Below are 25,445 nucleotides of genomic sequence, written 5' to 3' on the forward strand. Positions count from 1 at the left end.
ACTAAAGCATATTGTCACTGTCAGGATTATCCTGACGGATAACAGTGACTTTTGAGGGTTTTTGCATGATTACCGCGACGCGTATTGCCTGGTTGTTACAGATGGTGCTGAATATAGGGCTGATCGTCCTGGCCGCTATTCTGGCGATCTTTCTTGGCAAGGAGACCTTCCATCTGGCCAACGTGTTGCTGAACACCGGCGAACAGACGTCTTCTTATCTGTTGATCGATGGCATAGTGATCTACTTCCTTTACTTCGAGTTTATTGCCTTAATAGTCAAATACTTCCAGTCGGGTTATCACTTCCCGCTGCGCTATTTTGTCTATATCGGTATCACGGCGATCATCCGGTTGATCATTGTCGATCACAAAAACCCGGTGGATACGCTGGCCTACTCCATTGCCATTCTGATCCTGGTGGTCACGCTGTGGCTGGCAAACAGTAACAGGCTGAAACGCGAATAACATGTCGGCGCGCCGCCCCAGGCGCGCCAACCTCTTACTTTACCGACCTGAAATCCGCACTATTTCCTCCAGCAATCTGTGTTCTCTCCCAGCCTCTGCGTTACACTGTGGCACCAAAATTTTTGCCCGGAGAAGCCGAATGGCTGATAACGCGCTGGTGCAATTGCGCGCCCTCGACTGGCTGCCAGCCTCATCACCCTTGCTTTCAGCCCCGCTGCTGGACTGGTTGATGGAAGAAGACTCCATGACCCAACGTTTTGAGCGCCACTGCCAGCAAGTGACGGTAAAAGTGGTGCAGGAAGGTTTTATTACCGCAGAAGAGGTCGGTGACGACGTGGCGTTGCTGCCGCATGAGTCCCGCTACTGGCTGCGTGAAATTCTGCTGTGCGGCGATGGCGAACCCTGGCTTGCCGGGCGGACCATCGTACCGGAATCCACCCTGAACGGGCCTGAGCAGATGTTGCAGCAGCTTGGCACGCGCCCGCTGGGCCGTTACCTGTTTGCCTCTTCCACGCTGACGCGGGATTTTATCGAGCCGGGCAAAAGTGGCGAGCTGTGGGGACGTCGCTCTTTGCTGCGCCTTTCCGGCAAGCCGTTATTGCTGACCGAGCTATTTTTACCGCCTGCGCCGCTGTATGCCTCGCTAACCGGTACCGGAGATGAGTAACGTGGAGAGAAGTCTGCCAATGAGTAAATTCCGGGCCTACAGCCGCCTGATGCGTATTGATAAGCCGATTGGTTCGCTGCTGCTGATGTGGCCGACCTTCTGGGCGCTGTGGCTGGCGGGAATGCAGATCCCGCCGCTGAATATCCTGATCGTCTTTGTGCTGGGGGTCTTTTTCATGCGTGCCGCGGGCTGCGTGGTCAACGACTTTGCCGACCGAAAGATCGATGGTCATGTAAAGCGCACCCAGTCACGGCCATTGCCGAGCGGCGCGGTGACCTCAAAAGAGGCCAAGCTGCTGTTTGCCGGACTGGTGCTGGTGTCGTTCTGTCTGGTTCTGACCATGAACGCGATGACCATCTGGCTGTCGTTTGGTGGGCTGGCGCTGGCGTGGGTCTATCCCTTTATGAAGCGCTACACCCATCTGCCGCAGGTGGTGCTGGGCGCGGCGTTTGGCTGGGCTATCCCGATGGGTTGGGCGGCGGTCAGTGAAACCGTGCCGCTGACCTGCTGGCTGCTGTTCGCCGCGAATATCTGCTGGACGGTGGCTTATGACACGCTGTATGCGATGGTCGATCGCGATGATGACCTGAAGATTGGCGTCAAATCCACCGCCATTCTGTTTGGTCGTTTCGATAAGCTGATCGTGGGTTTGTTGCAGCTGGCGACGCTGGTACTGATGGCGGTGATTGGCTGGCGGATGCAGCTGGGCGGCGCATTCTACTGGTCCATTCTGGTGGCTGGCGCGCTGTTTGTGCATCAGCAGAAGCTGATCTCAGCCCGCGAACGCGATCCCTGTTTCCAGGCTTTCCTGAACAACAACTACGTTGGTTTGGTGTTGTTCCTGGGGATTGCCCTCAGCACGGCGCCATTCTCTGGCTGGCTCTGAGTGATGCCAATAAAAAAGGGTCGATGATTGCTCATCGACCCTTTTTTTATGCCCTGACGCTTACTCGTGCGGTCCCGCACTTTCAATCGTCATTCGCACTTCCTGAGTGATCAGGTCAGCCAGCATCTGATAGACCCTGTGCGTCTGTTCTACCTGCGCATCGCCGGTATCACTGATATAGCCTTCATCACGCAGGGTCAGCACCAGTGAAGAGAACACCGCTTTGTCGAAGAACTCCGGCGAGTTGATACCGTGCAGTACCGACAGGCGCTGAGCCATGGTGCGGCTCTCTTTTTCCAGCGTACCGCGGTTGATCGACGGATTCGCGCTGAGGATAGAGAAGGTGATGGCATAACGCTGCAGCGTTTCACGCACACCCGCCGCCAGCAGTTGCAGCGTTGGGAAGCGTGCCGGGCTCAGACGCAGCGTCTGGTCATCGGCCGTCAGCAGACCCTGACGCGCCATCTCGCTCACCAGGGAATCCAGCACGGCAGGCAGATCTTCTTTATTCCAGTGCAGGAACAGCTCGCTCTTCAGCATCGGGTAAATCACGCTGATCTGACGCAGCAGCTCGGCCCGGCTCAGTTCGCGGTAATGCGACAGGATCACCGCAATCAGCGACGGCATCACCAGCATATGGTGAACGTTGTTGCGATAGTAGGTCATCAGCACGGCCTGCTCGCGCGGCAGTACGATGATTTCGCCGATATTATCCTGCTCAATATCGAACTTGTTCATGCTTAACGCATGGTTCAGCAGTGCTTCTGGCGTCATATCCGGCACGGTCGAGTCCGGCGAATACGGCACGTTACGCAGCAACTGAACGTAGCACGCCAACTGCTCGGTCAACTGTTCACGGGTCAGCGAGCGCTGGCGCGATGCGAGCAGGGCGGTAACGCACAGGTTCATGGCATTGGCCGCACCGGCGTTGTTGATACGCACCATCACGCGCTGCGCGATGTCATTCACCGCAGGCGTCAGCCAGGCTGGACGCTGGGCTTCAATGGGGTCGATGGCATCACGCCACTCCGGCACATGCTTGTTCAGGTAGGTCACCAGCGGCAGCGGCTCCCCGAAGTTCACATACCCCTGGCCGAGGTTACGCAGCTTGCGCAGTCCGCGCACCATCTGCATAAACCCTTCTTTCTCTTTCGTCGCACCACGTAACTCTTTGGCGTAGGTTCCCACTTCCATCACGTGCTCATAACCGATATAGATCGGCACCAGTGTGATAGGGCGGTTACCGCCGCGCAGCATCGCCTGAATAGTCATCGACAGCGTGCCGGTTTTCGGGTCAAGCAGACGACCGGTACGGGAACGACCGCCTTCGACAAAGTATTCTACCGAGTAACCACGGGTGAACAGCTCGCCAAGATATTCTCGGAATACCGTTGAGTAGAGCTTGTTACCCTTGAAGGTACGGCGGATAAAGAATGCGCCCAGACGGCGGAAAATCGGGCCCGCTGGCCAGAAGTTCAGGTTGATACCGGCGGCAATGTGCGGTGGCACCAGACCCTGGTGATACAGCACATAAGAGAGCAGCAGGTAGTCCATATGACTACGGTGGCAGGGCACGTAGACGATCTCGTGGCCGTCTTGCGCCAGCTGACGCACGCGCTCGCCGCCGTTGACGTTGATGCCCTGATACAGCTTGCTCCACGTCCAGCCCATGATGCGGTCCGTCAGACGGATGGCTTCATAAGAGAAGTCGGCGGCGATCTCTTCCATCAGCTCAACGGCGTTCTGCTGGGCTTTTTCATGGGAGATTTTCTTGCTGCGCGCTTCGTCTTCCACCGCTTTAGCGATGGCTTTGGACTGCAGCAGTTTATTGAACAGGTCCTGACGCACCGGCAAACGCGGGCCAATGGCCGCCAGGCGTTGACGGGCAAAGTGCATGCGTGCCACGCGCGCCAGCTTCTGCGCAATGATTTTGTCGGTGCCGTGTTCCGTTGCCATACGGCGCAGGGAAACCATCGGTGAGAAGCGGACAAAGCTGTCGCGGCCTAACCACAGCACGGCAAAGAATTTTTGAATGCCATTCAACACGCGCAGATGAGGCTGATCGTCGCCCTGCACTTCACGGCCTGGTGCACGGCCAAACATCACGGATACCGGCACCATCTGCACGTCCAGCAGCGGGTTGCTGCGGTGCAAATCGAGGTATTCGTGGAACAGTTTTACCGATTCAACGTTAGGCACGAAATAGGGGAATACGCGTGGGCCGTCATGGATAAACACATGACGTGGCAAAACCGTACCGTCGATTTCCAGCGGATCTAAAGGATCGGGCAGATCCTGTTTACGGCATTGCTCACGCAACGCCAGCAGATCGGCCTTTGAATCATAAGGCAGCACATACATAATAGGGCGCGATGTATCCAGCGCCAGCTCGGAAACCGGCTCGGCGGGAATCGCTTTACTTTTTACCAGGAATTTTACTGGTAAATTCAATAAGTTATAATATAAGTTACGCCAACCTGACATAGATACCATGAAGCCTCTTGTTAGCAAAGCGCCGCAAGCATACCAGAAAGCGCCAGTGAGATCTGTGGTGTTGCAAAATGTGCGCCACCCAGACATTGACGTTAAACATCTCAAAGGGTTCCCTGATTATGGCAAATAACGTCACCGGATTGACTCGTATCATTAATGCCGCCGGTTATTCCTGGAAAGGAATACGCGCCGCCTGGCAAAACGAAGCGGCTTTTCGCCAGGAAGCGGTGGCCGGCATTGTCGCGGTGATTGTGGCGTGCTGGCTGGATGTGGACGCCGTCACGCGGGTGTTGCTGATAGGGTCCGTGATGTTGGTGATCATTGTTGAAATCCTTAACAGCGCGCTGGAAGCGGTGGTCGACCGCATTGGCAGCGAGATGCATCCTTTATCGGGTCGCGCCAAAGATATGGGCTCCGCTGCCGTGTTGCTGACGATACTACTCGCTGTTTTCGTCTGGGTAATGCTGCTAATTCCCTGATTGCGGCGCGCTTTCCATAATCTGACAAACTGCTGTTTTTTCCACATCTTTAGGTTTTCAACGCACAAATACCTGTATATACTCACAGCTGACTGTATAAACAACCAGGGGGCGGGATGAAAGCACTAACTGCAAGGCAGCAGCAGGTTTATGACCTGATACGCGACCACATTAACCAGACCGGCATGCCACCGACGCGGGCAGAAATCGCTGCACAGCTCGGTTTCCGTTCCCCGAATGCGGCTGAAGAGCATCTCAAAGCGCTGGCACGTAAAGGCGTGATCGAGATTGTTTCCGGCGCGTCTCGCGGTATCCGTCTGATGATGGAAGAAGAGGAAGGGTTGCCGCTGATTGGCCGTGTCGCCGCAGGTGAACCTTTGCTGGCGGAAGAGCACATTGAAGGCCACTACAAGGTGGATCCTGAACTGTTCAAGCCGGGCGCCGACTTCCTGCTGCGTGTTAGCGGCATGTCGATGAAAGATATCGGGATTATGGACGGCGATCTGTTGGCTGTGCATAAGACTCAGGATGTGCGTAACGGCCAGGTCGTGGTTGCGCGCATTGACGACGAGGTGACGGTAAAGCGCCTCAAGAAGCAGGGCAATATCGTGCATCTGCTGCCTGAAAACGGCGAATTCCAACCGATCGTGGTCGATCTGCGCTTGCAGACCCTGTCGATTGAAGGTCTGGCCGTCGGCGTAATCCGCAACGGCAACTGGCTGTAAACGCCTGACCTTAACGCGCTGCTTTTGCGGCGCGTTTCTCTTTTGGTAAGCTGTATGCCTTATTGACTGGCATATACAGCTTCCGTGATGCTTTTAAGCCAGTCGCACAGTGGATGACCATGCGATTATTTTCTCCCTCAGATAACCAACTCTGGCGGCTGGCGCTGCCAATGATCCTGTCGAATATCTCCGTGCCCTTACTGGGCCTGGTGGATACCGCGGTCATTGGTCACCTTGACAGTCCTTCCTACCTCGGCGGCGTTGCCGTGGGCACTACCGCGACCAGCTTCCTGTTTATGCTGCTGCTGTTCCTGCGGATGAGCACCACCGGATTAACCGCGCAGGCCTTTGGTGCGGGTGATAAACCGGCGCTGGCCCGCGCACTGATGCAGCCGCTACTGATTGCCCTGGCGGCTGGCCTGCTGTTTATTCTGCTGAAATCCCCGCTTAACCACCTGGCGCTCTCTGTCGTGGGTGGCGATCCTGCCGTGCTGCATCAGGCCGCCCTGTTTATGAATATCCGCTGGTTAAGTGCACCTGCGACGCTGGCCAACCTGGTATTACTGGGCTGGCTGCTGGGCGTACAGTATGCCCGTGCGCCGGTGATCCTGCTGGTTGTCGGAAACCTGGTCAACATCGTGCTGGATCTGTGGTTCGTGATGGGGCTGGGCTGGGGCGTGCAGGGTGCGGCGGCGGCCACGGCGATTGCAGAATACGTCACGCTGGCGATTGGGCTGGTTATGGTCTGGCGGGTGCTGAAGCTGCGGGGCATTTCGCTGCCGATGCTGAAAACCGCCTGGCAGGGCAATTTCGGCCGGCTGCTGCGGCTGAATCGGGACATTATGTTGCGATCTTTACTGCTGCAACTGTGCTTTGTTTCCTTGACGATATTGGGTGCGCGGCTGGGCAGTGAGGTCGTCGCCGTCAACGCCGTATTGTTGATGTTCCTGACCTTTACCGCTTACGCGCTGGACGGCTTTGCCTATGCGGTAGAAGCCTGCTCCGGCGAAGCTTATGGGGCAAAGGACGCAAAAAGGTTGCTGCTGATTTGGCACGCGGCCTGTCGCCAGGCAGGACTGGTGGCACTGGCCTTTTCAATTCTCTATGGCCTTGCCGGCACGCATATTGTTGCCTTACTGACCTCAATCCCCGAACTGCAGCAGCAGGCTGACACCTATCTGTTCTGGCAGATTGTCCTGCCGGTCTGCGGTGTCTGGTGTTATCTGCTGGATGGCATGTTTATTGGTGCCACGCGCGCCAGTGAAATGCGCAACGGCATGCTGATTGCGGCACTGGGCTACGGCGCGACGCTGTTCACCGTGCCGTCGTTAGGCAACCATGGTCTGTGGCTGGCCGTTACCGTGTTCCTGCTGCTGCGTGGGTTGACGTTGTGGCTCATCTGGCGCAGGCACTGGCGCAACAACAGCTGGTTTGCGGGCTGAAATAATTCGTTACACCCACCTGCCGCTTCGTTATCTGCTGATCTCCCTGCCTTTTTTCACTTTTCGTTGTCACTTTTAGCTAAAAATGTGGCTTTATCTTTCGCCATTACGGGCAAACTCGCCATCATCTACTACAATTATCTGTACGTTAAGCAGTTAAGCAGCGTTTTATGTTGCTGCTGTGTGGTCTGCAAAGACGAAATCCCTAAAGCTGTGAACCTAAGGTTGAGGAGTTATAAGATGAACAAAGACGAAGCCAGCGGTAACTGGAAACAGTTGAAAGGTAAATTTAAAGAAAAATGGGGCAAGCTGACTGATGACGATCTGACCGTCGTCGAAGGTAAACGCGATCAGCTTGTAGGCAAGATTCAGGAACGCTACGGATATGGCAAAGAGCAAGCAGAGAAGGAACTCGGTGAGTGGGAAACCCACAATAACCACCGTTTCTGATTTGCAGCAAAATCTCTGACAAGATTTAGTTTCAGGACGATGCTCCTACCCCGGCACAAGGACAGTGCCACTTAATCCCCCAGCACTATCCCTTCTTTAACCTAAGAAATTACCCTGCGATGACGCTCTACTTGCCACGCTTCTTGCTGGCGACAGTATGATCGTGCTGGCATGCATCCTGATGCGTGCAGGCTTCCACTTCGACACAACCCCGGCACAACCCATGAGCTTCGATAACACTATTAGCCAGTGCGAATCCCGAGGTCAGGGCCAGCATTTTCAAAATGTTTTCCACCCCTTCAGCCTGTTGCTCTGCAACTGACCCGCAGCGATCGCAAATCAGCATCGCAGAAGTGTGAGAAGGCTGTTCAAAATGATGGCAGACCACGTAGCTGTTGGTGGACTCAACGCGGTGCACAAATCCCTGTTCAAGCAGAAAATCCAGCGCGCGATAAACCGTTGGCGGCTTCGCCTGAGGCTCGCTTGCCCGCAGCAGATCCAGCAGGTCATAGGCGCTGATCGCCCCATGGTGCTGGCTCATCAGCCGCAATACTTCCATACGCTGAGGCGTCAGTCTGACGTTGCGTTGCTGGCACAAGGCTTCAGCCTGCGACAGGATTTTTTCAGGACTGCTTACGTTCATAACTTTCCCCTCAGGTCAGATCAGTTTGTTATGTTATCACGTCCACCGAAAATCGCCGAATCCCGCCTTAACGCGTCAATCCGCCGGCTGTTACCGTTTAACAGACTGAAAAAACTCTTAAAATGACTGGTATTTCCCTCAAGAGAAAACAGTTAGCGATACTGATTGGTTTAAGAGTTTCAAACCGTGCCATAAAATTTCTATAAAACTCTATTAATGTAATTTGCAGGCTGTAATGTTACTGACTACCTTTTTACTGGGTGTTACAGCGATCCTGGCCTTAAATGACGGGATCAAAATGCTTATTGATTAGCCTGATAACAGATAAACAAACAGCCAATGAGCAGATAAGCCCCACCATTGTTACTTACTTCACAGCAATGAAATGTTGCCTTTGTGTCCATTATTCAGGCAGCAGAAATCTTCACGCCTGAACGGGCGTTTTTCCTCTTTTGTCACGGTGGGTTCTAGGTAAAATGGCGAAATTAATCCGTAAGTTGAACAGTTTTTCCCGTCCTGCAGTTTTTCCCATAGTGTTTCTGGCCCCCCTTAGCGCGTTAGCCGCTGGCAACTATTACGATGCCCGTAATGACGCCATGGGTGGGACGGGTGTGGCGTCCTCTACTTACGGCACGGCGGTGCTGGCTAACCCCGCGTTGATGACCAAAGCAAAACCGGATGACACGGTCAGCGTGATCCTTCCGGCTGCCGGTTTGCAGGTGACGGATAAAAACAATCTGGTGGATAAAGTTGATGACCTGACTGACAGCGTCGATCGCTATCAGGACATTGCCAACAACATCACCAGCTTTGCCGATTACCCAAAAGTGCAGGCGGCGGCCGGAGACCTGGCCAGTCAACTGCGGGGGATCAAGGGGAATCAGGCCCACGGCACGGCGGGCGCGGCGTTTGCGGTAACCATTCCCAATGAAACGCTGCCATTTGCTTTCGTAACCAAGGCCTACGGTACCGCGCACGTTACGGCTGATGTCACCCAAAGCGATATTGATTATCTTCAGGGCGTCGCCGATGGCACCGTGTTCCCACTGCCAGGCGATCAGAGCAAGCTGACGTCGGCTGGCCTCGGGCGTGGTGCGATTGTTTATGATTACGGTGTGGCGGTTGCGCACGAGTTCAATATCGCAGGCCATCCGGTTTCCTTTGGCGTCACGCCAAAGCTGCAGAAAACCTACCTGTATAACTACAGCGCCTCGGTTTATAACTACGACAAATCAGATTTCACCAACGGTCGTTACAAAAACACCAACAGCGGCTTCAACCTTGATGCCGGCGCCGCCACCGATATTGGCGACAACTGGACGTTGGGTCTGAGCGCGCAGAACCTTATTTCGCGCGATATCGATACCAAAGAAGTGAACGGCTACAAAGATACCTACCAGATCAGCCCAATCGTCACGCCTGGCGTGTCTTTCCATACTGAGCGACTGACCGCAGCGCTGGACGTTGACGTAACGCCAACCAAAGGCTTCAAAACGCAGGAAGAAAGCCAGTATGCGGGCGTGGGTGCCGAGTACCGTCTGCTGAGCTGGTTACAGCTGCGTGCCGGTTACCGTGCCGATATGAAGTCCAACGACACCAACGTTTACACCGCCGGTTTTGGCCTGTCACCGTTTGGCAAGGTGCATCTGGATCTGGCCGGTATGAAAGGCGACGACAGAACCTGGGGTGCGGTTGCCCAGCTGAACTTCACCTTCTGATCCCTCGGGCTGCATCAGCCATAAGGGTTAACAACAGGGCGGGATCCTCTTCCGCCCTGTATTCCGTCTCCCCGTCGCAGCGATTAACTGCGGCAATGCCCGCGATAATGCGTGGGCCCGCGTGCTGAAGGTGTGTCTCCGCCGGCAGGCGTGTTATCATTGCGCACATTATCGTCATTTGTTAATCACACCGAGTTTGCGCGCTTTATGACCCAGATTTTACCTGCACACCGTTTTTCCGTTGCCCCGATGCTTGACTGGACCGACCGTCATTGCCGTTATTTCCTGCGTCAGTTAACGCGTCATTCCCTGCTGTACACCGAGATGGTTACCACCGGTGCCATTGTGCACGGCAAAGGCGATTATCTGGCGTGGAATCAGGCAGAACAGCCTGTTGCCCTGCAGCTGGGCGGCTATGACGCTGCGGCGCTGGCCGAATGCGCAAAGCAGGCGGAAGCGCGAGGCTACAACGAAATCAATCTGAACGTCGGCTGTCCGTCGGATCGTGTGCAGAACGGCCGCTTCGGTGCCTGCCTGATGGGCGAACCGGCGCTGGTCGCCGATGGCATTAAAGCGATGCGCGACCAGGTGTCGATCCCGGTGACGGTGAAAACCCGCATCGGCATCGACGAGCAGGACAGCTATGAATTCCTCTGTGAGTTTATCCGTCAGGTGTCCGAGCAGGGCGGTTGCGACAGCTTTATCATTCATGCCCGCAAGGCCTGGCTGTCGGGGCTGAGCCCGAAAGAGAACCGCGAAATCCCGCCACTGGATTACGAACGCGTCTATCAGCTGAAGCGTGATTTCCCGCATCTGACGATGTCGATCAATGGCGGCATCAAGTCGCTGGCAGAAGCCAAAGTGCATTTGCAGCACGTCGATGGCGTGATGATGGGTCGTGAGGCGTATCAGAATCCTGGGCTGCTGGCGCAGGTCGATCGCGAACTGTTTGGCAGCGAGTTACCTGCCCCGGATCCGGTGGCCGTTGTGCGGGCAATGTATCCGTACATTGAGGCTGAACTGGCGAACGGCACCTATCTTGGCCACATCACGCGCCATATGTTGGGCCTGTTCCAGGGCATTCCGGGCGCGCGCCAGTGGCGACGTCACCTGAGCGAGAATGCCCATAAGCCGGGAGCCAATATCGAAACGGTTGAGCAGGCGTTGGCGCTGGTGGCGGATAAAATCCCGGCCGCTGTTTAAGCGTCAGAACCAGGATGAACGCACAGGTCAAGCCGCGACGGTTTGAACTGTGCGATTATCGTCACCGCTTCACCAATTAGTCATCAATTTCACCAGGTGCACTTCACCGCTGTTTATTCCATCTCAGTCAATTCAATCACTTAATCCAACGCCAACCCTGGCACGCTTCTTGTAATAGTCTCTGAGGAATCTTTTCTCTGGAGCGAACCTGATGGAAATCTTATTTGTGCTTGGCTTCTTTGTCATGCTGCTGCTGACCGGCATCTCCGTGCTCGGCATTATCGCCGCGCTGGTCGTCGCTACCGTGGTGATGTTCTTTGGCGGCATGCTGGCGATTGTTATAAAATTGTTGCCTTGGCTGGCGTTGGCGGTGGTGGCGGTATGGATTTATCGCGCGTATAAAAAACCGAACTCGAAACTGGACCGTTGGTTATCCCGTTAATATCAACGTGTTAGTCGGTAAATTACCGTAAAGAATGCGCACTGGATCACAAGATGGCATATTGCATAGACGAATCAGCAATTAAACATATTATTTACTTATGAATTCTGCCAGGATGTTTTCACTGAATTGACACGAATTCATCGCTCTGACCCTACAACCAGCGCGAACTAAAAAAAAGAAAAAGGGGCTTCCTACGGGAAGCCCTGTTTGCATCTGGCGATCGGGAAAATTACCGCAACCGACGATCAGGGGATCAGCAGGCTTGAGCCTTGCGTAGCCCGACTCTCCAGCGTTTTGTGCGCCTGCTGCGCATCCTTCAGGGCAAACTTCTGCTGCTCCGGCACATCGACATTAATCGCTCCGCTGCCAATCAGCGAAAACAGCTCATTGCTGGCGCTGGTTAACGCATCGCGGTTGGTGACGTAGCCATTCAGGGAAGGGCGGGTGACGTATAACGAGCCTTTCTGGTTGAGGATTGCCAGATTCACGCCGCTGACCGGGCCGGACGAGTTACCAAAGCTGACCATCAATCCACGCCGTTGCAGACAGTCCAGCGACGCTTCCCAGGTATCTTTGCCGACCGAATCGTAAACCACCCGCACCTTCTTGCCGTCGGTTAACTCGCTGACGCGTTTGGCGATGTCTTCTTCGCGGTAGTTAATGGTCGCCCAGGCGCCGGCCGCTTTCGCACGCTGCGCTTTCTCAGCCGAACCCACCGTGCCGATCAGATGTGCGCCCAAGGCTTTCGCCCACTGGCAGGCAATCAGACCGACGCCGCCCGCCGCGGCCTGGAACAGGAAAATCTCGCCCGGTTGTACCACATAGGTCTGGCGCAGCAGATAGTGAACCGTCAGCCCTTTCAGGAACGAGGCGGCGGCCTGCTCAAAGGAGATGTTGTCCGGAATTAACGCCAGCTTATCGACATGCACCGCATGGAACTCGCTGTAGGCACCCAACGCCGACTGCGCATACACCACGCGATCGCCCGGCTTAACCGCCGTCACGCCGTCACCCACGCTCTTGACCACGCCAGCCGCTTCCGTGCCCAGGCCAGAAGGCAATGCCGCCGGATACAGGCCGGTCCGCATATAGGTATCGATGTAGTTAATGCCGATCGCTTTATTCTCTACCACCACTTCCCCGGCCGCTGGCTCAGGGATCGCGACATCAATCAGTTGCATCACTTCCGGTCCGCCATGCTGGCTGATTTGTATACGTTTTGCCATGCTCACTCCTGTTGATTCCGCTGTATTGAGGGAGGACGACAGCATCCCAAACGGGTATACTTGCCCGTCCCCACACTCTTCGGTATTGCATCACTATGGCAGGAAATAAACCCACCAACAAATCCAACGAAAACCGTGAACCGCGCGACCGGCAGATGGAAGGCCTGAAGTTGCCGCCGCATTCTCTGGAAGCGGAACAGTCCGTGTTGGGCGGGTTAATGCTGGATAACGAACGCTGGGATAACGTCTCCGAACGCGTGGTCGCGCTGGACTTCTTCAGCCGCCCGCACCGGATGATCTTCAGCGAAATGCAGCGCCTGCTGGAACTGGGCAAACCCATCGATTTGATCACCCTGTCTGAATCGCTGGAAACCAAAAACGAGCTGAATCTGGTTGGCGGATTCGCCTATCTGGCCGAACTGTCGAAAAACACCCCAAGTGCGGCGAACATCGGTGCCTATGCGGATATCGTGCGCGAACGTGCGGTGGTGCGTGAGATGATCTCGGTGGCGAATGAAATTGCCGATGCGGGTTACGATCCGCAGGGACGCACCAGCGAAGATCTGCTCGATCTGGCGGAATCCCGCGTGTTCCAGATCGCCGAAAGCCGGGCCAATAAAGATACCGGCCCGAAGAGTGTCGATCAGATCCTTGAGGCGACGATCGCCAGGATCGAATCGCTGTATCAGACGCCGCACGATGGTGTAACCGGCGTGGATACCGGCTATCAGGATCTGAACAAGAAGACCGCCGGTCTGCAGCGTTCGGATCTGATTATCGTCGCGGCGCGTCCGGCGATGGGTAAAACCACCTTCGCCATGAACCTGTGTGAAAACGCCGCGATGCTGCAGGACAAACCGGTGCTGATTTTCAGTCTGGAGATGCCCGGCGAACAGATCATGATGCGTATGCTGGCGTCACTTTCCCGCGTCGATCAAACCCGTATCCGTACCGGCCAGCTCGATGATGAGGATTGGGCGCGTATCTCCAGCACCATGGGCATTCTGCTGGAGAAAAAGAACATGTTTATCGATGACTCCTCGGGCCTGACGCCGACGGAAGTCCGCTCCCGTGCCCGCCGCATCTTCCGCGAACACGGCGGCCTGAGCATGATCATGATCGATTACCTTCAGCTGATGCGCGTGCCGTCGCTTTCTGACAACCGTACGTTAGAAATTGCCGAAATCTCCCGTTCCCTTAAGGCGCTGGCGAAAGAGCTTCAGGTGCCGGTGGTGGCGCTGTCGCAGCTTAACCGCTCGCTGGAGCAGCGTGCCGATAAGCGCCCGGTCAACTCCGACCTGCGTGAATCAGGCTCCATCGAGCAGGATGCCGACTTAATCATGTTTATCTACCGTGATGAGGTCTACCACGAAAACAGCGATCAGAAAGGCATTGCGGAAATCATTCTGGGTAAACAGCGTAACGGCCCGATCGGCACGGTGCGCCTGACCTTCAACGGTCAGTGGTCGCGTTTTGATAACTACGCTGGCCCGCAATACGACGACGAATAACCCGTCATGCACGAAATGTGCATCGCCTGGCCTATCCATCAGAAAATAGTGTTGGACAACCAGGCGAAGAATGCGGTTATCTGTCTGGGTAGCGTCCCTGATTAGCCGCCCGGATCGATAATGACCCAGATAGATGATTTCGACCTTAAGATACTGACTTTACTTGAAACTAATGGTCGTCTGACCAATCAGGAACTGAGCGATCTGGTGGGGCTTTCTGCCTCACAGTGCTCACGCCGCCGCATCAACCTTGAGCAGGCGGGCTTGATTCTGGGATACCACGCGCGGCTGTCGCCGGATGCCGTCGGTTTAGGCATGATCGGGCTGATTGAAGTGCGCCTGATTAACCATACTTCAGACTACGTTGACAGCTTCCACAGCATGGTTGCCGAGCAGTCAGCGATTGTTGATGCCTATAAAACCACTGGCGATGCCGACTATTTACTGAAGGTGGCGGTGAAGGATTTGGCCGGGCTCAGTGCCTTAATCAGCCAGCTGGTTGCCGGTCACCAAAGCGTATCTCATGTCAAAACGTCCGTAGTGTTAACCCGTTTGAAAGAGAACGGCGTGATGACTCCCGCCTGAGGGCTGAGCGCACCAAAACAGTGCGTGAGTGGATCGTGTTAGTGCATGAAACGCGGTGTTGATGCGTGAAGCGTGTAGTAAAAAGAATTCGAGTGCGTGATCTGACGGAGTAGCCCGTCTTTCATGCACGAAAATAAGTAGTAAAGCGCCTTGTATTCAATGGGATAATTCGCTGGCACCATCCGGCAGTCGTCTTTACTGCCGGATTGGTGCGATTTTTGCTATACCCAGAGACTATTTCTCTGAGAATCAGCACCATGGATAATGTCGTTTCCCCCACAAAAGTTCCCCACACCCTGGTTGAAGATGCGCTGGCGATCCTGTTTGGTACGCTGCTGGTCTCCTTTGGCATTACGCTGCTGAAAACGGCTGGTGCGTTAACCGGCAGCACTGCGGGCATCGCCTTCCTGATCAGTTACCTGACGCACACCTCTTTCGGCGTGGCCTTCTTTGTGATCAATCTGCCGTTCTACTGGCTGGCGGCAAGCCGCATGGGCTGGGCATTCACCCTGAAAACCTTCTGCGCGGTCGGGCTGGTTTCGCTGTTCACCCATTTACATCCGCTTTTCATCCACTTTTCCGCGTTGGATCCCTTTTACGCCACACTGTTCGGTAACGTGATAATGGGAATTGGGTTTATAGTGTTGTTTCGCCATAAAGCCAGCCTCGGCGGCATCAATATTCTGGCGTTATGGCTGCAGGATCGGTACGGTATTCGTGCCGGGAAGCTGCAAATGGGCGTCGATACCTGCGTGGTACTGGCGTCGTTATTTGTGGTTTCCATGCCGATGCTGGCCGCTTCAATCGTTGGCGCGCTGATCCTCAATCTGATCATTGCCATGAACCATCGCCCTGGCCGCTATTACGTCTGATAAGTTGTTAACCTACAGCACCACACCAATTAATGGAGATCTGCACCGTGTTTCAAAACGTTGATGCCTACGCTGGCGATCCAATTCTCTCCCTGATGGAGACGTTCAAGCAGGATACCCGACCGCAAAAGGTGAACCTGAGCATCGGCCTGTATTATGACGGCCACGGTGTGATCCCACAGCTGAAAGCCGTGGCGGAGGCGGAAGCGCGTCTGACGGCCCAGGCACAGAATGCCTCGGTGTACCTGCCGATGGATGGCCTGCCACCTTACCGTAGCGCGGTGGCTCCGTTACTGTTTGGGCAGGATCACCCGGCGCTGAAAGCCGGCCGCATCGCCACCATCCAGACGGTGGGCGGCTCTGGCGCGCTGAAAGTCGGTGCAGATTTTCTGAAAACCTACTTCCCTGGCTCGTCTGTGTGCGTCAGCGATCCGACCTGGGATAACCATGTGGCGATCTTCAGCGGTGCCGGATTCGAAGTCAGCACCTATCCGTGGTACGACGAAGCGACCAACGGCGTGAAGTTTGACCAGTTCATGGCCAAGCTGAACACCTTGCCCGCACAGACCATCGTGCTGCTGCACCCGTGCTGCCACAACCCGACCGGTGCCGACCTGACAAACGCCCAGTGGGACAGCGTGACCGAAGTGCTGAAAACCCGCGATCTTATCCCGTTCCTCGACATCGCCTATCAGGGCTTTGGTGCCGGAATGGAAGAAGATGCCTACGCCATCCGCGTTATTGCCGCCGCAGGCTTGCCGGCGCTGGTCAGCAACTCCTTCTCTAAAATCTTCTCGCTGTACGGTGAGCGCGTTGGCGGTCTGTCAGTGGTCTGTGATGATGCGGAAGAAGCCTCTCGCGTGTTGGGCCAGCTGAAAGCGACCGTACGTCGCAACTACTCCAGCCCACCCAACTTCGGTGCCCAGGTGGTGTCCTGCGTGCTGAATGATGCTGAACTGAAAGCCAGCTGGCTGGCCGAAGTAGAAGAGATGCGCGTGCGTATCTCCTCTATGCGTCAGGCGCTGGTCGACGCGTTGACCCAGGCGATGCCGGGTAAAAGCTTCGACTACCTGCTGAAGCAGCGTGGCATGTTCAGCTACACCGGCCTGAGCGCAGCACAGGTTGATCGCCTGCGTGAAGAGTTCGGCGTTTACCTGATCGCCAGCGGCCGCATGTGTGTCGCCGGGCTGAACAGCCAAAACGTTCACCAGGTGGCCGAAGCCATGGCTGCAGTAATGTAACTGCACGCCAGCACTCATTGAGTTAAAGGAACAAGACAATGTGGTATCAGCAGACGATTACCTTAAGCCCCAAATCTCGTGGATTTCATCTGGTTACCGAAGAGATCGTCGACGAGCTGCGGCGCTTAAGCGACGTGCAGGTTGGGCTGCTTCATCTGCTGCTACAACACACCTCCGCGTCTTTGACCCTGAATGAGAATTGCGACCCAACGGTGCGCAGCGATATGGAACAGCATTTCCTGCGCGCCGTGCCGGAAAACGCGCCTTACAAACACGATTATGAGGGGGCAGATGACATGCCCGCGCATATCAAGTCGTCGCTGTTAGGCACGTCGCTGCTATTGCCCATCAGTCGTGGCCGTTTGATGCTTGGCACGTGGCAGGGGATCTGGCTCGGTGAGCACCGCGTGCAGGGCGGATCGCGGCAGATTGTTGCCACGCTGCAAGGCGAATAAGTCGTCAGATACGCCAGATCGCCTATACTCACCTACCAACGCCGGGCAAAAAACCGACAACATTGCCAGGCTGCAAGGAGAATGTAAAAGATGAACGTATCGGATCTTCTGTCTTACTGTATGGATAAGCCAGGCGCGGAGCAAAGCGTGCACAGCGACTGGAAAGCGACGCAAATTAAAGTGGATGATGTGCTGTTTGCGCTGGTGCATGAGGTGGATGGCCGACCGGCCGTGGCGTTGAAAGCCACACCGGCGCTGGCCGATTTACTGCGTGAAGCGCATACCGACGTCCGTCCCAGCGACCATCTGAATAAGTCGCACTGGAGTACCGTCCTGTTGGACGGCACCTTAAAGGATTCGCAGATCTATTATCTGGTCGATGCCTCGCTGCAAAAAGCGCTGGATACCCGCGGCGCCCATTAATACTCAGCCGTTTCCCAGTCAACTATCAGCTGGCCATACAGCCTTTCCGCTTCGGCAAGGCGGCCCAGCAGGCAATACTCATCGGTCTGATGTGCCATGGTCGGCTCTCCTGGCCCCAAAATAATGCACGGCGGATTGCCCATTGCCGGCAACAGCAACGATGCATCGGTAAAGTAGGGGACGATTTTCGCCTCAATCGGCTGGTCGTGCAGCGGCTGACAACGCCGATACACGCCGGCAATCCAGCGGTTATCCTCTTCACTCAGCACCGCAGGCAGATCGACCAGCGTGGACACCATCACCTTTTCGCCCAGCGTGGTGGTGAGGTTCTGACGGATGGTGGCGTGCTGCAGATTGGGTGCGGTACGAATATCCACATCAAACTGCGTGCGATCCGGCACCGAATTAATATTCAGCCCGCCCTGGATGCGGCCAACGTTAATCGTCGGCTTCTTCATCAGTGGATGAGGCGCGCCAGGCGTAAAACTCTGGATCTTGCCTAATGCTTCCGCCGCCAGATAAATGGCGTTGATCCCCAGCTCCGGCATCGCGCCGTGCGCCGTTTTGCCCTGCGTTTCGCACCGTAACCACAACGCGCCTTTATGCCCAATCACCGGGTAGTTTGCCGTGGGTTCACCGACGATCAATGCGCCCACCGCCGGCAGATCGCCAGCCGAAATCAGCGCTTTCGCGCCGTCACAGCCGGTTTCTTCTCCGCCGGTGATCAGCAGTACCACGCCTGAACCCTGGCGGATCGCCGCCAGATTGTCCACGCAGGCCACGGCAAAAGCCGCCACGGCCGCTTTCATATCACTGGCGCCACGACCGTACAGACGATCCCCGTCGATCGACGATCCAAAAGGATCGTGCTGCCAGCGTTGATTGCCCAACGGCACGGTATCGAGATGGCCGGTGAAGCCCAGCGGATCGCCGGCGGTTTCGCCGACGATCCGCGCGATCAGGTTCACGCGATCCTCACCGAACCCGCTGAGCGTCACCTCAAAGCCATTGTCCTCCAGCCAGCCGGCAAAAAAGGCCATGCAGGCCGCTTCGTTGCCGGGCGGATTAATGGTATCGAAGCCCAGCAGGCGCTGGGCAAGCTGAAGCGTTCGATCGGTCATGCGCCGGACTCCTCAGGTGGGGACAGCAGGTTAGCCACGGCCATTATGCCTTCTCCGTCAGCCAGTCCAGACAGTTGACCCACAGCTGGCGATAGCCCGGCCAGGCGGCAAACTCCGTCGGCAGCCAGTGCGCAGACATATCGCTGGTCCAGACTAACGAGCGCCCTTGTTGATATTCGCGCACCGCGACCAGAGGATGCTCAGTGCCCGCGATGGTCGCCAGCAGCGTGCCTTCCGGATGCATCTCCACTTCGTTGTAGCCCAGCAGCCACGGCCAGTCGCCCGAAATATCGTTGAACACCGCGTGTGACTCTTTGATCTCCGGATAAATGCCTTCCGGCGATTCAATCCGGTCATCCCAGGCCAGGCAGCGAACCGGCAGTACCTTTTCCACCGCGGTGTTGCGATAGCGCGCGCCACCGTTGATCCCCTGGAAACTGTAATAGCCGCCAATCATCATCAGGCTGCCGCCGCCGGCAACATAATCGTGGATCAACGCCAGACGATTCGGCGTGCGCTGGCTTTTCAGCCAGGTATCGGGATGCAGCAACAGCGTATTGGCACCGATATCGGAAAGGATAATCGCATCCCACTCCTGTAAGCCTGCCAGCGTCAGCGGAAAACTCACCGGCGCTTCATGGGCCGGCATATGCGTGATGGCGTAATCGCTGTCCGCCAGCGCGGTAAGAAAATCGGTGGCACCGTTGTGCCAGGTTGCCGTGGCGAACTGGTCGAAGCCCTTAACGTGTGTCGAGGTGCTGGTCCAGGATTCACCGACCAGCAGAATTTTCTTTGGCATTATTCTCTCCCTTTACCCGCCAAATACGCGCTGCGGGTTAGCAATCATTAATGTTTCAAGCTGCTCACCACTGACGCCATGGCGGCGCAGACGGGGAACGAAATGTTTAAGGATGTAGCCGTAACCGTGGCCGCCGTAGCGGGTCAGCATGGTTTTGAGAAAAACATCCTGCGACAGCAGAATTTGCTGAATAAAGCCGTCATCGATCAGCTCGCGGATCGCCCGCGCATTCTCTTCATCAGAAGGCGACTGCGCAGACTCATCGGCGTAGTAGTAGCTCATGCCGATCATGTCGTATTCCAGAAAGGCACCGCGCTGCGCCAGTTCACGCTGATAACGTTTGTCAGCAAAACTGGGGTTCATATGGCACAGCACGGTATGACGCAGATCGGCGCCTTCCTGTTCCAGAATATCCAGCACCTTATGGCCCAGTCGTTCCCAACCCGGCAGGTGCACCTCAATCGGCACGCCGGTTGCCGCGCTGGCCCGGCCGGCGGCCCGCAACGACTTCTCTTCATCGGCGGTGAAGCGGCTGGAAACGCCGATTTCGCCAATCAGACCGGCAATCACCTCCGGCTTTTCGTCCGCGCCGCCGACATCGTAAATCAGCTTTTCGGTCAGCTGTTCGACGGAGATAGTCTTCACCCATTCGGGATGCGAAGGCTCCAGATACAGGCCGGTGCCCATCACGATATTCAGCCCGGTCAGCCGGGAAATGCGTTGCAACGCTTTGGGATCGCGGCCGATGCCAATGTTGGTCGGGTCGATCACCGTCTGGCCGCCCAGCGCGCGGTACTTCATCAGCTCCTCGATGGCGACATCGACATCAAACAGCTGGCAGTTATCGCGGCTCATCAACGGGTTAAGCGACAGCTCGCCCAGATTTTCAATTTTGACCGGCATCTCGGCCACATGACGATCGCTACAGCAGCAGGGCGCCACCCACTTGCCGGACGCATCCAGCAGAATGTGTTCGTGCATCAGCGTCACGCCCATCTCACTCAGCGGCATCGGCCCCAATACGGTCATCACATGGCCACTGCTCACCCCAACGGGCAGGGGATCGGCATGGCGAAAAATAGACCCTTTCATCAGCTATCCTTTCGAGGGCGCGCGCGCCGGGTTAAGAATGCGGGTGTTCAGCCAAATCGCCAGCAGGATGATGGTGCCGGTGGCAATCTGGGTATAAAACGGCGAGATATGCGACAGGATCAAACCGTTCTGAATGATGGCAATCGACAGAGCACCCAGCAGCGTGCCGATAATGGTGCCAAAGCCACCAAACAGGCTGGTACTGCCCAGCACCACCGCGGCAATCACCTGCAATTCAAAGCCTTCGCCCTGGTTTGAGGAACCGCTGCCCAGACGCGCGGTGATAATCATCCCGGCCAGTGCCGCCGCCATGCCGCTGATCATATAGACGCGCATCGTTACCGCTTTGGTGTTGATCCCGCTGCGGCGTGCGCCTTCGGTGTTGGCACCAATGGCGGTGACGTAACGGCCAAAGCGCATATGATTCAGCACGATATGACCGACAATCAGCACCACGATGCCAATCAGCGCCGGCATCGGAATGCCGACAACCCACGCGCGGCCCATCAAGGTAAACGGGCTGTCAGCCGGAATTGGAATCGAATAGCCCTGGGTGATCAGCAGCGCCACCCCGCGCACCACCGCCAGCGTGGCGAGGGTGACGATAAAGGCGGGAATGCCTTCGTAAGCAATAAAGAAGCCGTTGATCGCCCCAACCAGCGCGCCGAGCATCAGGCCGCCAATCAGCACCACCGGCCAGGGCAGTCCCCAGCTCTTCAGGGCAATGGCCGACAGCGCGCCAACCAGCGCCAGCGTGGAGCCGACCGACAGATCGATACCGCCGGTGGTGATCACCAGCGTCATCGCGGTGGCGACAATCAGCAGCGGGGCGCTCTGACGGATGATATTCAGCCAGTTGGTGCTGCTGAGAAAGTTGCTGGTGATAAACGAGAACACCACGCAACAGAAGATGAAAAACAGCGCGATACTGACCACGCCAGAATGGCTGTGCAGCAGGCGGCGCGGCAGTGAATGCCGGATCATGCGTGTACCGCTTAAATTGATCATACTCATCCCGTTTACCTCAGTGCGCGGCGGCTGAATGTGCGGTGAATTTCTCGCCGACAATCAGGTTAACGATATCGCTGAGGCTGGTATCAGCCACCTGACGATCCGCCACGTTGGTGCCTTCGTACATCACCATGATGCGGTCACAGACCAGGAACAGATCCTGCAAGCGGTGGGTGACCAGAATAACGCTGACGCCACGCGCGCTGACGCGCCGGATCAGTTCAAGTACCGCTTCCACCTCGGCCACCGCCAGCGCGGCGGTCGGTTCGTCCATGATCAGCACCTTTGGCTCGAAGGCGGCCGCGCGAGCAATGGCAATCGCCTGGCGCTGACCGCCGGAGAGATTGCGCACCAGCAGGCGGGTATCCGGAATCGAAATGCCCAATCCTTTCAGCATTTCCCGCGCATCGGCATGCATTTTTGCCTGGTCGAGAAACGGGATGCCCAGCAGATGCTTCAGCGGTTCGCGGCCCATAAACAGATTGCCGGCCACGTCAACGGTGTCGCACAGCGACAGATCCTGATAAACCATTTCGATATGACACCGGCGGGCGTCCGCCGGATTGGTAAAGTGCATCTCTTCACCATCAATGCGGATCGCGCCGCTGGTGGGCACCACCGCGCCGGAAAGCACTTTGGTCAGCGTGGATTTCCCCGCGCCGTTATCACCCACCAGGCCCAACACTTCACCCGGCGCCAGCTTGAGGTTCACCCCGCGCAGCGAGCGGATCGCGCCGTAGGTCTTGGTGATATTGACCATTTCTACCCGCGCTCTGGCAGGCTGTGGCTGTTGCATCGTTGACTCCCATCGCAGTTCGTTTATGAGGGAAAACCCTCTCGCCAGACATCGATTACCCGGGACGGTGATGGCCGAAAAGGGTTCCGCTGGTCGCGGTCTACTTCTTGTAAACCGGTTTACCTGAACAGCGGAACTGTCTCCAGTGCACATCGGGACAAAACGCTAACTATTTGTTCGCCACTGATGACTAAGCAGCTTCCATGCCAGGCTTGTGAGGAGGGCGGAGAGAGGATTTCTAATTGGCTGTAATCTAATAGGATAATTTTAAATGTATCGGTAAACCGGTTTACCCGATGGCTCATCGCCTGAAAGGGTTGAACAGTTTTTGCGCCAAAGTTGTGCGATTACTGCGCCATTTTGGACCGGGCTAACGTGATTGAATGGAATCGCGTCCAATCCAGGTGACCGGCAGGCGGGTTTCGGCAGGGACATTTTCCTCGCCTTTTAGCAGCCGCAGCATCAGGCTGACCGCGGTTCTGCCCAGTTCCCGTGCGGGTTGGCGAATGGTGGAAATGCGCGGTTGGGTGAAATCGGCGTAGCTGGCGTCATCGAAGCCAACCAGCGATAAATCCTCTGGTGCACGCAGGCCCAGTTCCCGCAAACCATCTAACAAACCGAGCACCAGAAAATCACTGGCGGCAAAGATCGCCGTCGGGCGGATCGCCTTGCTGAACAGCGTGTGCAGCGCCTGCTGACCGAACTCGCGCTGATATTCGCCGTACATCACCCACTCTGGCGGACAGTGTAAACCGGCCTGCGCCAGCGCGGTGCAAAAACCCTGGTAACGTTCGCGCACGCTCATCAGCTCATCGGGCCCGCCGATAAAGGCGATCTGCTGGTGGCCAGCGGCAATCAGCTGCTGGGTGGCGATAAAGCCACCCTGAACGTTGTCGGCAAACACCTTTGGTACCTTGCTGCCGGGGATATCTTCATCCAGCAGGACAATGCGCTGATGGCGCTGGATCTCACGACATAACAGGCCGTTATCCGGGCGGTTAGTGGTAAACAGCAGGCCATCAACCTGGCAGGTATCCAGCCAGCGAATAAACTGCGTCTCTTTTTCGGGATTGTTCCGGGTGATGCACAGCACCAGGCTGTAACCGTGTTCGAAAGCGGCTTCTTCTGCCGCATCGGCCAGTTCGGCAAAGAAGGGGTTGGTAATATCCGGCAGCACCAGGCCGAGCGTTTCGCTACCGCCTTTACTCAGCCGGCGGGCGAGGCTGTTTCCGCGATAATCCAGCTCGGCAATCGCGGATTCAATGCGCGCAATGGTCTCTTGTGGCAGCACAATACTGTTGTTCAGATAGCGGGAAACCGTCGCTTTCGACAGTCCCGCATGGGATGCCACATCGGAGAGCAAAACGCGTTTTTTAATCATCATGCCGGCCACATCAGAAAAAGAAGGGTATCTGTAACATAGTTAAGCGCCGCTGTTATACCCTTTTCGCTGCAATTCGCGCTGGCAAAAATAGCGCTTGACAAAAAAACGGCCAGAGAGAATTGTAATAGGCAGTTTACCTGCATGACCCGGGAAGAGATTCCCACCCGTTTAAGAGACATTTTATCCCTGCACCGAAATGGACCGGCTGCCTAAATGTTTTTTTCACGGTTTCACCTTAACGCCCCCATTTCTACCGGGTGTTTACGCCATCACGCTACTATTTGCCCTGCCATCCATAATTCCGCCCGGTGTATTTTACGCCGAGGTAGAGATTTAATCCCATTGAGGATCATGATGATGGTTTTTAACACCGGAAAATTGCGAATTGTAGCCCTGGCAACCGTTTTACTGGCTTCTGGCAGTTATATGACCTCGGCGCTGGCAGCAGCACCGACTTATGCATTAGTGCAGATTAATCAGCAGGCGTTGTTTTTCAACCTGATGAATAAAGGTGCGCAAGACGCGGCGAAAGCCAGCGGCAAAGATCTGGTGATCTTTAACGCCACGGATAATCCCGTTGCCCAGAATGATGCCATCGAAAACTATATTCAGCAGGGTGTGAAGGGCATATTAGTCGATGCGATTGATGTGAACGGCATTATGCCGGCAATTAAAGAAGCCGCAGCGGCGAAAATCCCGGTCATCGCCATTGATGCCGTGCTGCCAGACGGTCCTCAGGCCGCGCAGGTGGGCGTGGACAACATCGAAGGCGGCAAAATTCTCGGCCGATACTTCGTTGATTACGTTAAAAAAGACATGGGTGGCAAGGCACGCGTCGGCATCGTCGGTGCGCTGAACTCGGCTATCCAGAATGACCGTCAGAAAGGCTTTGAAGAGACGATTAAAAGCAATAAACAGATTACCGTTGCGGACGTGGTCGATGGCCAGAATATTCAAGACAACGCGATGACCGCGGCGGAAAACCTGATCACCGGTAACCCGGATATCACCGCAATTTATGCCACAGGTGAACCGGCGCTGCTTGGCGCGATTGCGGCGGTAGAAAACCAGGGTCGCCAGAAAGATATCAAAGTCTTTGGCTGGGATCTGACCGCGAAAGCCATCAGCGGCATTGATGGTGGCTACGTCACCGCGGTATTGCAGCAGGATCCGCAGAAGATGGGCGAAGAAGCGTTAAAAGCCCTGAATGAGATTACCGCCGGTAAAACGGTACCGAAGCGTATTTTGGTGCCGGCAACCGTGGTCACCAAAGACAATGTCGGTCCCTATCGCACGCTGTTTAAATAAGGCTGA

The 25,445-nt window shown here is 55.9% G+C and carries 26 protein-coding genes; 17 read left to right on the forward strand and 9 right to left on the reverse strand.

What is annotated here, in order from left to right:
• Positions 1 to 65: 65 nt before the first annotated feature.
• From psiE to ubiA, 3 genes are all read left to right on the forward strand, one after another.
• Positions 66 to 464, forward strand: a complete 399-nt coding sequence (gene psiE / locus EBC_RS03040) for a phosphate-starvation-inducible protein PsiE (protein WP_013200341.1) — start codon at positions 66 to 68, stop codon at positions 462 to 464.
• A gap of 139 nt (positions 465 to 603) precedes the next feature.
• A complete protein-coding gene (gene ubiC / locus EBC_RS03045) occupies positions 604 to 1,131 on the forward strand; it encodes a chorismate lyase (protein ID WP_013200342.1) in 528 nt (175 codons plus the stop codon).
• 1 nt (position 1,132) lies between these two features.
• A complete protein-coding gene (gene ubiA, locus EBC_RS03050; protein WP_041692188.1) occupies positions 1,133 to 2,017 on the forward strand; it encodes a 4-hydroxybenzoate octaprenyltransferase in 885 nt (294 codons plus the stop codon).
• Between the two features lie 60 nt (positions 2,018 to 2,077).
• On the opposite strand, the gene plsB is transcribed toward ubiA, so the two are convergent.
• Positions 2,078 to 4,501 carry a glycerol-3-phosphate 1-O-acyltransferase PlsB gene (gene plsB, locus EBC_RS03055; RefSeq protein ID WP_013200344.1) on the reverse strand — a complete coding sequence of 808 codons (2,424 nt, stop codon included), beginning with the start codon at positions 4,499 to 4,501 and terminating at the stop codon, positions 2,078 to 2,080.
• Between the two features lie 128 nt (positions 4,502 to 4,629).
• On the opposite strand from plsB, the gene EBC_RS03060 reads away from it, so the two are divergent.
• The 4 genes from EBC_RS03060 to EBC_RS03075 all read left to right on the forward strand — a co-directional run bounded on the left by EBC_RS03060 (position 4,630) and on the right by EBC_RS03075 (position 7,606).
• Positions 4,630 to 4,989 (forward strand): diacylglycerol kinase, encoded by a 360-nt coding sequence (locus EBC_RS03060; protein ID WP_013200345.1) that lies wholly within the window; start codon positions 4,630 to 4,632, stop codon positions 4,987 to 4,989.
• A gap of 116 nt (positions 4,990 to 5,105) precedes the next feature.
• Positions 5,106 to 5,714, forward strand: a complete 609-nt coding sequence (gene lexA, locus EBC_RS03065) for a transcriptional repressor LexA (RefSeq protein WP_013200346.1) — start codon at positions 5,106 to 5,108, stop codon at positions 5,712 to 5,714.
• Between the two features lie 119 nt (positions 5,715 to 5,833).
• Positions 5,834 to 7,156 (forward strand): MATE family efflux transporter DinF, encoded by a 1,323-nt coding sequence (gene dinF, locus EBC_RS03070; RefSeq protein ID WP_013200347.1) that lies wholly within the window; start codon positions 5,834 to 5,836, stop codon positions 7,154 to 7,156.
• A 240-nt stretch (positions 7,157 to 7,396) separates the two neighbouring features.
• Positions 7,397 to 7,606: a CsbD family protein gene (locus EBC_RS03075; RefSeq protein ID WP_013200348.1), complete on the forward strand. Its 210-nt coding sequence runs from the start codon at positions 7,397 to 7,399 to the stop codon at positions 7,604 to 7,606.
• A 127-nt stretch (positions 7,607 to 7,733) separates the two neighbouring features.
• On the opposite strand, the gene zur is transcribed toward EBC_RS03075, so the two are convergent.
• On the reverse strand, positions 7,734 to 8,249 hold the full coding sequence (zur, locus tag EBC_RS03080; RefSeq protein WP_013200349.1) for a zinc uptake transcriptional repressor Zur: 516 nt from the start codon (positions 8,247 to 8,249) through the stop codon (positions 7,734 to 7,736).
• 476 nt (positions 8,250 to 8,725) lie between these two features.
• On the opposite strand from zur, the gene EBC_RS03085 reads away from it, so the two are divergent.
• The 3 genes from EBC_RS03085 (at position 8,726) to pspG (ending at position 11,612) form a co-directional block, all read left to right on the forward strand.
• The gene (locus tag EBC_RS03085) at positions 8,726 to 9,967 is read left to right on the forward strand and encodes a conjugal transfer protein TraF (protein ID WP_013200350.1); all 1,242 of its coding nucleotides are present in this window, start codon (positions 8,726 to 8,728) and stop codon (positions 9,965 to 9,967) included.
• A gap of 207 nt (positions 9,968 to 10,174) precedes the next feature.
• On the forward strand, positions 10,175 to 11,170 hold the full coding sequence (gene dusA / locus EBC_RS03090; RefSeq protein ID WP_013200351.1) for a tRNA dihydrouridine(20/20a) synthase DusA: 996 nt from the start codon (positions 10,175 to 10,177) through the stop codon (positions 11,168 to 11,170).
• A gap of 211 nt (positions 11,171 to 11,381) precedes the next feature.
• The gene (gene pspG, locus EBC_RS03095) at positions 11,382 to 11,612 is read left to right on the forward strand and encodes an envelope stress response protein PspG (protein ID WP_013200352.1); all 231 of its coding nucleotides are present in this window, start codon (positions 11,382 to 11,384) and stop codon (positions 11,610 to 11,612) included.
• Between the two features lie 248 nt (positions 11,613 to 11,860).
• Here pspG and EBC_RS03100 read toward each other — a convergent pair whose 3' ends face one another.
• Positions 11,861 to 12,841: a quinone oxidoreductase gene (locus EBC_RS03100; protein ID WP_013200353.1), complete on the reverse strand. Its 981-nt coding sequence runs from the start codon at positions 12,839 to 12,841 to the stop codon at positions 11,861 to 11,863.
• A gap of 95 nt (positions 12,842 to 12,936) precedes the next feature.
• Here EBC_RS03100 and dnaB point away from each other — a divergent pair, with 95 nt between their 5' ends.
• The 6 genes from dnaB (at position 12,937) to EBC_RS03130 (ending at position 17,928) form a co-directional block, all read left to right on the forward strand.
• A complete protein-coding gene (dnaB, locus tag EBC_RS03105) occupies positions 12,937 to 14,352 on the forward strand; it encodes a replicative DNA helicase (RefSeq protein WP_013200354.1) in 1,416 nt (471 codons plus the stop codon).
• A 120-nt stretch (positions 14,353 to 14,472) separates the two neighbouring features.
• On the forward strand, positions 14,473 to 14,937 hold the full coding sequence (locus tag EBC_RS03110; RefSeq protein ID WP_013200355.1) for an Lrp/AsnC family transcriptional regulator: 465 nt from the start codon (positions 14,473 to 14,475) through the stop codon (positions 14,935 to 14,937).
• Positions 14,938 to 15,194: 257 nt separating this feature from the next.
• Positions 15,195 to 15,809: a YitT family protein gene (locus EBC_RS03115; protein ID WP_013200356.1), complete on the forward strand. Its 615-nt coding sequence runs from the start codon at positions 15,195 to 15,197 to the stop codon at positions 15,807 to 15,809.
• Between the two features lie 47 nt (positions 15,810 to 15,856).
• On the forward strand, positions 15,857 to 17,050 hold the full coding sequence (locus EBC_RS03120) for an amino acid aminotransferase (protein WP_013200357.1): 1,194 nt from the start codon (positions 15,857 to 15,859) through the stop codon (positions 17,048 to 17,050).
• Between the two features lie 38 nt (positions 17,051 to 17,088).
• Positions 17,089 to 17,505: a secondary thiamine-phosphate synthase enzyme YjbQ gene (locus EBC_RS03125; protein ID WP_013200358.1), complete on the forward strand. Its 417-nt coding sequence runs from the start codon at positions 17,089 to 17,091 to the stop codon at positions 17,503 to 17,505.
• Positions 17,506 to 17,595: 90 nt separating this feature from the next.
• A complete protein-coding gene (locus tag EBC_RS03130; protein WP_013200359.1) occupies positions 17,596 to 17,928 on the forward strand; it encodes an MmcQ/YjbR family DNA-binding protein in 333 nt (110 codons plus the stop codon).
• On the opposite strand, the gene EBC_RS03135 is transcribed toward EBC_RS03130, so the two are convergent.
• The 6 genes from EBC_RS03135 to EBC_RS03160 form a co-directional block, all read right to left on the reverse strand.
• Positions 17,925 to 19,049, reverse strand: coding sequence for a M20 family metallopeptidase (locus EBC_RS03135; protein WP_013200360.1), 1,125 nt, complete (start codon positions 19,047 to 19,049; stop codon positions 17,925 to 17,927). The genes EBC_RS03130 and EBC_RS03135 overlap by 4 nt on opposite strands.
• Positions 19,050 to 19,092: 43 nt before the next feature.
• Positions 19,093 to 19,848, reverse strand: a complete 756-nt coding sequence (locus EBC_RS03140; protein ID WP_013200361.1) for a glutamine amidotransferase — start codon at positions 19,846 to 19,848, stop codon at positions 19,093 to 19,095.
• A 12-nt stretch (positions 19,849 to 19,860) separates the two neighbouring features.
• On the reverse strand, positions 19,861 to 20,940 hold the full coding sequence (locus EBC_RS03145; RefSeq protein ID WP_013200362.1) for a phosphotriesterase family protein: 1,080 nt from the start codon (positions 20,938 to 20,940) through the stop codon (positions 19,861 to 19,863).
• 3 nt (positions 20,941 to 20,943) lie between these two features.
• Positions 20,944 to 21,945, reverse strand: a complete 1,002-nt coding sequence (locus tag EBC_RS03150; protein ID WP_162096477.1) for an ABC transporter permease — start codon at positions 21,943 to 21,945, stop codon at positions 20,944 to 20,946.
• A gap of 19 nt (positions 21,946 to 21,964) precedes the next feature.
• A complete protein-coding gene (locus EBC_RS03155; RefSeq protein ID WP_162096478.1) occupies positions 21,965 to 22,711 on the reverse strand; it encodes an ATP-binding cassette domain-containing protein in 747 nt (248 codons plus the stop codon).
• Positions 22,712 to 23,117: 406 nt separating this feature from the next.
• Positions 23,118 to 24,131, reverse strand: a complete 1,014-nt coding sequence (locus EBC_RS03160) for a LacI family DNA-binding transcriptional regulator (RefSeq protein WP_162096471.1) — start codon at positions 24,129 to 24,131, stop codon at positions 23,118 to 23,120.
• Positions 24,132 to 24,485: 354 nt separating this feature from the next.
• On the opposite strand from EBC_RS03160, the gene EBC_RS03170 reads away from it, so the two are divergent.
• Entirely contained in the window at positions 24,486 to 25,439 is a 954-nt protein-coding gene (locus EBC_RS03170; RefSeq protein WP_013200366.1) for an ABC transporter substrate-binding protein, read from the forward strand.
• Positions 25,440 to 25,445: the final 6 nt, after the last annotated feature.

Source organism: Erwinia billingiae Eb661 (genome assembly GCF_000196615.1).
GTDB lineage: Bacteria > Pseudomonadota > Gammaproteobacteria > Enterobacterales > Enterobacteriaceae > Erwinia > Erwinia billingiae.

What these genes read in the sequence shown, in the direction of transcription:
- psiE (WP_013200341.1), top strand. Translation starts at nt 66, where the DNA reads ATGATTACCGCGACGCGTATTGCCTGGTTGTTACAGATGGTGCTGAAT.
- ubiC (WP_013200342.1), top strand. Translation starts at nt 604, where the DNA reads ATGGCTGATAACGCGCTGGTGCAATTGCGCGCCCTCGACTGGCTGCCA.
- plsB (WP_013200344.1), bottom strand. Translation starts at nt 4,501, where the DNA reads ATGTCAGGTTGGCGTAACTTATATTATAACTTATTGAATTTACCAGTA.
- EBC_RS03060 (WP_013200345.1), top strand. Translation starts at nt 4,630, where the DNA reads ATGGCAAATAACGTCACCGGATTGACTCGTATCATTAATGCCGCCGGT.
- lexA (WP_013200346.1), top strand. Translation starts at nt 5,106, where the DNA reads ATGAAAGCACTAACTGCAAGGCAGCAGCAGGTTTATGACCTGATACGC.
- dinF (WP_013200347.1), top strand. Translation starts at nt 5,834, where the DNA reads ATGCGATTATTTTCTCCCTCAGATAACCAACTCTGGCGGCTGGCGCTG.
- EBC_RS03075 (WP_013200348.1), top strand. Translation starts at nt 7,397, where the DNA reads ATGAACAAAGACGAAGCCAGCGGTAACTGGAAACAGTTGAAAGGTAAA.
- zur (WP_013200349.1), bottom strand. Translation starts at nt 8,249, where the DNA reads ATGAACGTAAGCAGTCCTGAAAAAATCCTGTCGCAGGCTGAAGCCTTG.
- EBC_RS03085 (WP_013200350.1), top strand. Translation starts at nt 8,726, where the DNA reads ATGGCGAAATTAATCCGTAAGTTGAACAGTTTTTCCCGTCCTGCAGTT.
- dusA (WP_013200351.1), top strand. Translation starts at nt 10,175, where the DNA reads ATGACCCAGATTTTACCTGCACACCGTTTTTCCGTTGCCCCGATGCTT.
- pspG (WP_013200352.1), top strand. Translation starts at nt 11,382, where the DNA reads ATGGAAATCTTATTTGTGCTTGGCTTCTTTGTCATGCTGCTGCTGACC.
- EBC_RS03100 (WP_013200353.1), bottom strand. Translation starts at nt 12,841, where the DNA reads ATGGCAAAACGTATACAAATCAGCCAGCATGGCGGACCGGAAGTGATG.
- dnaB (WP_013200354.1), top strand. Translation starts at nt 12,937, where the DNA reads ATGGCAGGAAATAAACCCACCAACAAATCCAACGAAAACCGTGAACCG.
- EBC_RS03110 (WP_013200355.1), top strand. Translation starts at nt 14,473, where the DNA reads ATGACCCAGATAGATGATTTCGACCTTAAGATACTGACTTTACTTGAA.
- EBC_RS03115 (WP_013200356.1), top strand. Translation starts at nt 15,195, where the DNA reads ATGGATAATGTCGTTTCCCCCACAAAAGTTCCCCACACCCTGGTTGAA.
- EBC_RS03125 (WP_013200358.1), top strand. Translation starts at nt 17,089, where the DNA reads ATGTGGTATCAGCAGACGATTACCTTAAGCCCCAAATCTCGTGGATTT.
- EBC_RS03130 (WP_013200359.1), top strand. Translation starts at nt 17,596, where the DNA reads ATGAACGTATCGGATCTTCTGTCTTACTGTATGGATAAGCCAGGCGCG.
- EBC_RS03135 (WP_013200360.1), bottom strand. Translation starts at nt 19,049, where the DNA reads ATGACCGATCGAACGCTTCAGCTTGCCCAGCGCCTGCTGGGCTTCGAT.
- EBC_RS03140 (WP_013200361.1), bottom strand. Translation starts at nt 19,848, where the DNA reads ATGCCAAAGAAAATTCTGCTGGTCGGTGAATCCTGGACCAGCACCTCG.
- EBC_RS03145 (WP_013200362.1), bottom strand. Translation starts at nt 20,940, where the DNA reads ATGAAAGGGTCTATTTTTCGCCATGCCGATCCCCTGCCCGTTGGGGTG.
- EBC_RS03155 (WP_162096478.1), bottom strand. Translation starts at nt 22,711, where the DNA reads ATGGTCAATATCACCAAGACCTACGGCGCGATCCGCTCGCTGCGCGGG.
- EBC_RS03160 (WP_162096471.1), bottom strand. Translation starts at nt 24,131, where the DNA reads ATGATGATTAAAAAACGCGTTTTGCTCTCCGATGTGGCATCCCATGCG.
- EBC_RS03170 (WP_013200366.1), top strand. Translation starts at nt 24,486, where the DNA reads ATGATGGTTTTTAACACCGGAAAATTGCGAATTGTAGCCCTGGCAACC.